This window comes from Bacillota bacterium, from assembly GCA_040754675.1.
In the GTDB taxonomy this organism is placed as follows: Bacteria; Bacillota; Limnochordia; order Limnochordales; family Geochordaceae; genus Geochorda.
Window position 1 is genome coordinate 1 of sequence record JBFMCJ010000324.1, and the last position, 4,691, is coordinate 4,691.

A 4,691-nucleotide genomic window follows, 5' to 3' on the forward strand; every position below is an offset into this window, starting at 1 on the left:
GCTCGTGCCAGTCAGCCACGAGCACCCGCGCCAGGAGCCCAGCGATGGGGTTGCCCTCCAGGGCGAACCCCACGGGCGCAGCGTTGCGGATGTATTCGGTCGCAGCGGCGATCAGAGACTGGAGGAGAGCGTCCTCGGCGGTATCGCTCTCCTCCAGTCTGAGCCACTGTTTGACTTCACTTAGGGTGAGCATTCACCTCACCCCTTCTTGCGGCGCCTCCTGGGCCGCTCCGGCGCTCCTAAAGCGGCTGGCGCAGCTATGGGCGGACTCTTCACCGTCTCGGCCACGCCAGCCGCCAGGATTACCCGGGCCCGGGCTTCGGAGACCTCGAACACGTCCCCGGGCCGCCGGTGGACGCCCGCCTCGAGGTCACGGAAGCCGCGCGTGACCCTCAGCCACGGCATGGCGTTACACCGCCGGCGTCACGTCGAGCTCGCCCTTGACCATGGCGGCGCCGTCCCACTGCCGCAGGTCGTCCCGGGTGATGACGCGCAGCTCGGTGGTGTCACGCCGCCAGGCGTCGCCACCTTCACGGGTCGAGGCCAACTCGTACTGCCCGCGGGTGAACCACACGGCAAACTGCTTACCGTTGCCCAGGAAGATGGGCGCGTACGTCTTGCCGGCTGTGGTGTCCTCGCGGGACGGCAGGTAGCGGTTGGCCACGGGTTCGATGGGCCGGCCGAATAGCGTCTTGCGGCCGGGCTGCGTGATGTCGTCCTGCAGCAGGTAGCGGCCCTGGCTGTCCTTTTGGGTGTCGAGCCAGTGGTAGCCGTCCTGGTTGGTGATGATCACAGCGTTCCGCGAGATGGCCGGGTCGAGATCGACGTTGAGCACTTTCTTGATGGCATCCAGGTTGGCCAACAGATTGGCGGTGAGCGCGTTGAGCAGACCGGCGATGAGCGTATTGCGGGTCACCAGCGTTTTGCGCGCAATCCAGTCAGCCAGGTAGGCCATGATGTTCTGGTCGCTGTCGGCCAGGAGCTCGTTCGTGATGGGCAGGAAGCCGGCCCGCTTGACCAGCTTGTATGGTATGCTGGTGAATCTGGGTTCGTCCATGGGCTGAATCTGGCCGTACTCGTCGACCACGACCAGCGGGGTCATGTCCTCGTCGGCCTCAAGGACGCGGCTGCCGCTCAGGGTGCTCACGCGCTCCACCCGAACGTACTGGGTCAGGTCCGGCATGTCGCGCAGAATCTGGTTGATCCTGGTCTGGAGATCCTGGGGCACGAGCAGGCCCGCATCGCCGGGGTCTCCAGTCACGCCGCCCTCGTGCAGCACCGCAAACACGTGCCGCTGGTAATCGCGGATCAGCCCGACTTCTTCCGCCGAGAGCGGCTTACGGCGGACCGCCTTCAGGAACACACGCCGGTACTCGGCCTCAAGCTCCTCGGCGTCGCGCCGCTCGCCGGGTGGAGTAGCGGCAGCCCGCTCCTGGGCCTCAAGCTCTTCGAGCAGGGCGATCTGCATCCGAACGGCCCGCACGTCGTTCATGATGCGCTCGGCATCTTCGACGCGGCCCTCGGAGATCGCCAGGCGGGCCTGCTGCTCCAGTTCGGCCAGCCTCATCTGGAGTTCACGCATTTCCCTCGTCACGGCTCATTCCTCCTCGTTCCGGCGTACAGCTCCAACTCCAGTTCCAGGAGCCGCAGCCGACCCTCGGTGTCCTCTTCCCACGGGGCTTTGCGCCCAAACTGGTGGTAGTGGCGCTCAAGGTGCCGGCGCACCTTGGGCACGTCCTCCGCAGGGAGGTCCGTCTGGTCGAGGCGCTGCGCCGCCGCAGTCACTCCCCGCCAGACTATGGCACCGTCGCTCGGCCGGTGGTGCGGGAGTTTAAGGTCGCCAAACGCCGCAGGCGGCATCTCCGCCGCCCAGGCGTAGTGGCCTGCAATGCGCCGCTTCTCGGCATCCGTCAGCTCGTCCCAGGACTTGTCGGTGAAATCTTCCAGGTTGGGGGCCTCCCACGGCGTGTCCTCCGGAGCCTTCTTGTCGCTCACGTCCTCTGGCACCACGCCGGCATACACCCGCCGCACGGTGAGCAGTTTGGGCGGGTTGCGGAACTGCCGCAGGTCAACCTGCACGCCGTTGACGACCAGCGTGGTGCCGCGCACGGAGGCCGCCACCTCCTTGGCCTGCTCCACTTGATCGGCGAAGCCGAGATCCACCGCATCCTGGGCCGTCATCCACGTCTCCGCATCCAGCAGTTGGGCGATGCGCTCCGGCTCCAGGCCCGTGCGGGCGTGGTAGACGGCGATCATGGACTCGCGCACCTTGTCCAGGTCCTCGGCTGCCTTGCGTAGCGTCGGCGCGTCGCCCACCACGAGCATCCAGGGGTTGTGGATCATCATCATGGCATTGATGGGCATGATGATCCGGTCCCCGGCCATCGCCACGAGCGACGCGGCCGAGGCGGCCAGACCGTCCACCGTGACCACCTTCCGCGCGCTGTGGCGGCTCAGGATAGAGTACATCGTGCTGCCGGCAAACACGTCCCCGCCCGGGCTGTTGATGTAGATCCGGAGCTCCCGAATCGCGCCGAGGGCCCGGAGCTCCTCGGCGAACTGCTTGGGCGTGACCTCGTCGCCCCACCAGGACTCGCTGCTGAGCGGCCCGTAGAGCAGCAGTTCACCGACCTCGGACTCGCCGGCCGCCGCCCGGAACTGCCAGCACCGCTTACTCTTCAGGTTGGTTACCGGCATTCTTCTTCGCCCCTCTCGCACTGCTGATCATGCTCAGCGGCACCATGGCCTGATTGACGAGAAGCACGTCGCCGCCGGGCTCGGGCGGCAGTTCCTCCCACGCGCGCACCTCGTTCGGCTTGAGGAACCCGGCCTGGATGCCGACCCGGTAGCCCTCATACCGGGTCTTCTGGTCGCTCCGCAGGATGGAATCGACCACAAACCGCAGGTAATACCCGGCCTCGATCTCCGCCTGAGTGAAGAGCTTGTGGCTCATTTCCTGCTCGTAGCCGATCAGGATGGACTGGAGGGTGTCCGTGTAGAACGCCTTCTGCTGCTCCGTGACGTTTGTGTGGGTGGCCCGGGAAAGGTCGTTCAGCTGGTGCATCTTGATCCCGAAGGCGTTGGCGATCTGGCGGGCCGTGAGCTGTGCCGTCTCCAAGAACTGAGCGTCCGTCATGGACAGCTCAAGCGGCTGGAACTGGTAGCCGATGGGCAAGAGAGCCACGCGGTGGGCCGCCTTGAGGCCGGCCGCCATGCGCTCGAAGCGCTCCCGGAACCGCCTCTCGGCCTCCTCGTTCAGGTCACCCGTGTAATGCACGATGCCCTTGACCTGCAGGCCCTGCTTGAAGAAGTCCCGGATGTGGCGGGTGCCGGCCGCACCGGATTCCACCAGCCAGCGCAGGTAGTGCAGCGGGCTGACGCCGACTATGCCGTCCAGCGTCATCGCCTTGAGGTGCACAATCTCGTCCGGCATCAGCCTGCGCTCCTCGCCGCCGACCCTCACGATGTACGTCACGCGATTGCGGGGCCCGAAAAGGCCCCGGTTGTCTATCCAGATCGTCACGGCCTTGGCATCTATGGGCCAAAGCGCACGGATGCGGCCGCGACCAGGCCCGCTGGTCACAAACTCAGGCACGATGTAGGCGTTGCCATGCAGGTTGCGCTGCGCTTCCACGGCCCGGAACATGTCGTAGGCCGTCATGTATGGGTTGGGCCGGAGCTTGAGCAGCGGATAGAGCGGGTGGTCCGTGGCCTTCTCGATACCCTGGCGCGTCTCGCGGTAGACCTTCAGCGGCAGCTTCGCCACCGATTCGGACAGGATCTTCACGCAGGCGAAGACCGTGGCCTCGCGCAGGCCTTTCTCGCCCCGGACGTTGATCTCGTCGGGGTCGATGCCGAGCCACTCCAGGAGCTTCGGGTCGCTCAGCGTGACCTCGGCCGGCACGGTCTCCGCACGGATGTTGCGCAAGAGTAGGCTGGCCAGCCACTGCCGGGCCCTAACCCCAAAGCTTCTCGAGTATGTCCTCGTCTGCGTACTCGTTCGGGTCATACGCGCTCCTCGTTTCGTGGTGCATCGCCCGGGTGTGGGCATTCATCAGCGCCGCCACCGGGTCGATGCGGTCCCGGGATTTCTCCTTGTCCAGCATGATGTTGCCGTTGTGGTCCCGTCGCTCGACGACGTTGCCCATCGCCCAGGCCATCACCGGGCTGCCGTCGTGCACAATCTCTCCCCGGAGGACCCGCTCCCGCAGGTCCTTGGTCGGCTCCGACAGCGTGCGGATCCCCTGCGTGATCTCCACCACCGTGTAGCCGCGCCGCTGGAGCTCCACAGCGAACTGTGTGGCGTTCCACGGGTCAACGCAGACCTCGCGCACGTCCCACTTGTGCTCCGCCGCCTGCGCCTCAATCCACTCAATCAGCGCCTCTTGGTCCACCACCGCGCCCGGAATCACCGTCAGCCATCCCAGGCGCACCCAGGAGTCGTATGGCTGCTTATCGGTTTTCCGTCTGGCGGCCAGCCGCTCGGCCGGGATGAACGAGTGCGACAGCGCCGCGAACCGACCGCCACCGAGGGGGAACTCCACCGCCAGCGAAGTCAGGTCGATCTTAGACGAGAGGTCCACGCCTATATAGCAAGCCCGACCGTCTAGGTCGGGCATTGGGTTATCCTTGCTGGCCGCGCAGGCCCGCCACTTGTCCATGGGCATGTAGCCTTCCTCGCGCTGCTCCAC

The 4,691-nt window shown here is 66.1% G+C and carries 6 protein-coding genes; all 6 read right to left on the reverse strand.

Annotation, left to right across the window (positions count from 1 at the left end; translation table 11 throughout):
* The coding region (locus AB1609_15885; GenBank protein MEW6047933.1) for a head-tail connector protein at nucleotides 1-193 on the reverse strand (193 nt) is incomplete at its 3' end.
* A 5-nt stretch (nucleotides 194-198) separates the two neighbouring features.
* Nucleotides 199-405 (reverse strand): hypothetical protein, encoded by a 207-nt coding sequence (locus AB1609_15890; protein MEW6047934.1) that lies wholly within the window; start codon nucleotides 403-405, stop codon nucleotides 199-201.
* A gap of 4 nt (nucleotides 406-409) precedes the next feature.
* Nucleotides 410-1,594 carry a phage major capsid protein gene (locus tag AB1609_15895; protein ID MEW6047935.1) on the reverse strand — a complete coding sequence of 395 codons (1,185 nt, stop codon included), beginning with the start codon at nucleotides 1,592-1,594 and terminating at the stop codon, nucleotides 410-412.
* Nucleotides 1,591-2,697, reverse strand: a complete 1,107-nt coding sequence (locus tag AB1609_15900; GenBank protein ID MEW6047936.1) for a head maturation protease, ClpP-related — start codon at nucleotides 2,695-2,697, stop codon at nucleotides 1,591-1,593. Before AB1609_15900 ends, AB1609_15895 begins: the two co-directional genes overlap by 4 nt.
* Entirely contained in the window at nucleotides 2,672-3,928 is a 1,257-nt protein-coding gene (locus AB1609_15905) for a phage portal protein (protein ID MEW6047937.1), read from the reverse strand. The genes AB1609_15900 and AB1609_15905 overlap by 26 nt, the downstream gene beginning before the upstream one ends.
* A gap of 28 nt (nucleotides 3,929-3,956) precedes the next feature.
* Nucleotides 3,957-4,691: terminase TerL endonuclease subunit (locus AB1609_15910; protein ID MEW6047938.1), on the reverse strand; the 735-nt coding region annotated here is incomplete at its 5' end.